Source organism: Turicimonas sp. TL08 (assembly GCF_054660695.1).
Genome location: NZ_BAAGDP010000048.1, coordinates 1 through 2505 on the forward strand (window position 1 = coordinate 1; position 2505 = coordinate 2505).

The 2505-nt window shown below is 41.4% G+C and carries 3 protein-coding genes; all 3 read left to right on the top strand.

All coding sequences use genetic code 11. The features are described from left to right. Positions 1-149: 149 nt before the first annotated feature. The 3 genes from rpe to ACYQ4O_RS12835 are packed head-to-tail and all read left to right on the top strand — an operon-like array spanning position 150 to position 2316. On the top strand, positions 150-842 hold the full coding sequence (gene rpe, locus ACYQ4O_RS12825; RefSeq protein ID WP_460175854.1) for a ribulose-phosphate 3-epimerase: 693 nt from the start codon (positions 150-152) through the stop codon (positions 840-842). Next, positions 835-1545, top strand: coding sequence for an HAD-IA family hydrolase (locus ACYQ4O_RS12830; protein ID WP_460175855.1), 711 nt, complete (start codon positions 835-837; stop codon positions 1543-1545). The genes rpe and ACYQ4O_RS12830 overlap by 8 nt, the downstream gene beginning before the upstream one ends. Before the next feature lie 18 nt (positions 1546-1563). Next, positions 1564-2316 carry a uracil-DNA glycosylase gene (locus tag ACYQ4O_RS12835; RefSeq protein WP_460175856.1) on the top strand — a complete coding sequence of 251 codons (753 nt, stop codon included), beginning with the start codon at positions 1564-1566 and terminating at the stop codon, positions 2314-2316. The last annotated feature ends 189 nt before the right edge of the window (positions 2317-2505 follow it).

Here is a 2505-nt window from a genome sequence, read left to right on the forward strand (position 1 = left end):
TGGTTGACATGGAACCTCCAAATTTGGAAAATTTTTACAAACATTTTTATTTTGCTCCCATTCTCCAATGAGGAGCAGAAGGGTTCCATGTCATTAAGCCTGCGGAATTCCGGGGCCTTTCGTTAAAATAAGCACAAAGGAGATGCCTGATGAAAGATAATCGCTTTAAGATTGCTCCGTCCATTCTGTCTGCCGATTTCGCCCGCTTAGGGGCCGAAGTAGAAGATGTCATAAAGGCCGGAGCGGACTGGATTCATTTTGATGTGATGGACAATCACTATGTTCCTAACTTAACTTTCGGTCCTATGGTTTGTAAAGCCATCCGTCCATGGACTAAAGCCCCCATCGATGTACATTTGATGGTCGAACCAGTTGATAGTTTGATAGAACCTTTTGCCAAAGCCGGTGCTGACTATATTACTTTTCATCCTGAAGCCAGTAGGCATGTAGATCGCACTTTGTCATTAATCAGAGAAAACGGTTGCAAAGCAGGCTTAGTTTTTAATCCTGCTACATCACTGGATTGGCTGACCTATGAGATGGACAAAATTGATATGGTTCTGCTCATGAGCGTCAACCCGGGATTCGGCGGTCAGTCTTTTATTCCCGAGACTCTTCATAAGCTGCAAGAATGCAGATGGGTTCTTGATCAATATGAAAAAAAGACAGGCAAAAAGATTCTTTTAGAAGTTGACGGCGGCGTCAAGGTTGACAATATTGCGGAAATTGCAGCTGCAGGCGCAGAAGTATTTGTCGCAGGAAGCGCTGTTTTTTCCGGGAAGAATTACGAAGGCTATAAAAAGATAATTAACAATTTTAGAAAAGAGTTGGACCGTGTCTAAGAACAAGGAAAATTTTAAAGAAGTCAAAGCTGTTTTATTTGATTTAGACGGAACTCTGGTCCATACCCTTCCGGGGCTGACTCAATTAGTCAATGCAGTGAGAAGAGACTTTGATAAGCCAGCGCTGCCTGAGGAGAGAGTGGGCCTTTATATCGGAAAAGGAATGGTCAATTTAATACACCGTTCATTGACTGATTCAATGAACGGCAGATTGGATGATCATATTTTCTCTTTAGCAGTGTCTAGTCTTCAGAAGCATGTAGAAAAAGGAGATTATGACAAAGGTACTTTGTTTCCCGGAACAAAAGAGGCTCTCGAGCTTCTGAAGAAAGCAGGATTAAAGTTGGCAATTGTCACCAACAAACCATACGATATGAGTATGGAAACTTTGAACAGTTGCGGCATCGCGGATCTTTTTGACGTAGTGGTAGGAGGAGATTCGGCTCCAAGACCAAAGCCAGCAAAAGATCCTGTTGAAATGGCTATTAATCTTCTGAATGTTTCCAAAAACGAAGCTTTGATGATTGGAGATTCAGGAAATGATTCCGGAGCCGCTAAAGCAGCAGAGGTTCCTTCTATATTAGTCCGGACAGGTTGGAGTGAGGGAGTTCCTTTAGAGACGATTGCGGAAAGAGATGATGCAATCATTTTGGCCGATATTCCCGAAGTAGCAAAAGAAATTCTTAATTCCCGTCAAGCTTAAAAGCTGTAAGAGAAAAGAATGAATTTTTCGGACGTAACTCGATTGAAGTCGGGATGGAGTAGCCTTGTCGAAGATTTTTTCGATTCTCCGCAAGGTAAAGTATTAACTTCATATGTGAACAAGCGGAAAGAAGAAATCGGGGAGGATAATGTTTATCCGCCCGATCCCCTCCGTGCTTTAACTTTAATGTCTCTTGATGAAGTCAGAGTTGTCATTCTTGGACAGGATCCCTACCACGGTCCAAATCAGGCAAACGGTCTGGCTTTTTCTGTAGCGGAAGGAATAAAACTTCCTCCAAGTTTGAGAAATATCTATAAAGAAATCATCGATGAATATTCCGGGGAAATCCCTTCCAACGGTGATTTAACTTATTTAGCTAAACAAGGCGTTCTTTTGTTGAACGCATCTTTGACAGTAGAAAAGGGACACCCATCCAGCCATTCCAGGATCGGATGGGAAATCCTTACGGATAATCTTATTCGTGCTGTGGCTAAAAGACAGCTCCCGTGTGTATATCTGTTATGGGGGAGCTTTGCACAACAAAAAATACCAATTATCGAAGAGGTTTCTGAGTCTTCTACTTATCTGATTTTGCAAAGCAACCATCCTTCCCCGCTGTCTGCACGAAGGGGGCCTGTTCCTTTTATCGGCTGCGGGCACTTTAAAACTGCTAATAAATGGCTTGAAGAAAAGGGCGAAAAACCAATCACGTGGCTTCCGCATGAAAATTCAAAGCAAAAAACAGAAGAAAAACAATTAAATTTGCTTTGAGAGAAGGAAAATTGAAAATTTTACAATTATTTACATCAGATTTAACTGATTGAAGTTAAAGTAAAAACTAATATTTTACGCCGAATTTATAGAAAATTTTTCATCAAGAGGTTTGACAAGCTCAAAAAAGGTATTTATAGTTCGCACCTCGTTGTTGATGACGAACACGAAATCAGCGACGCAAGTTCT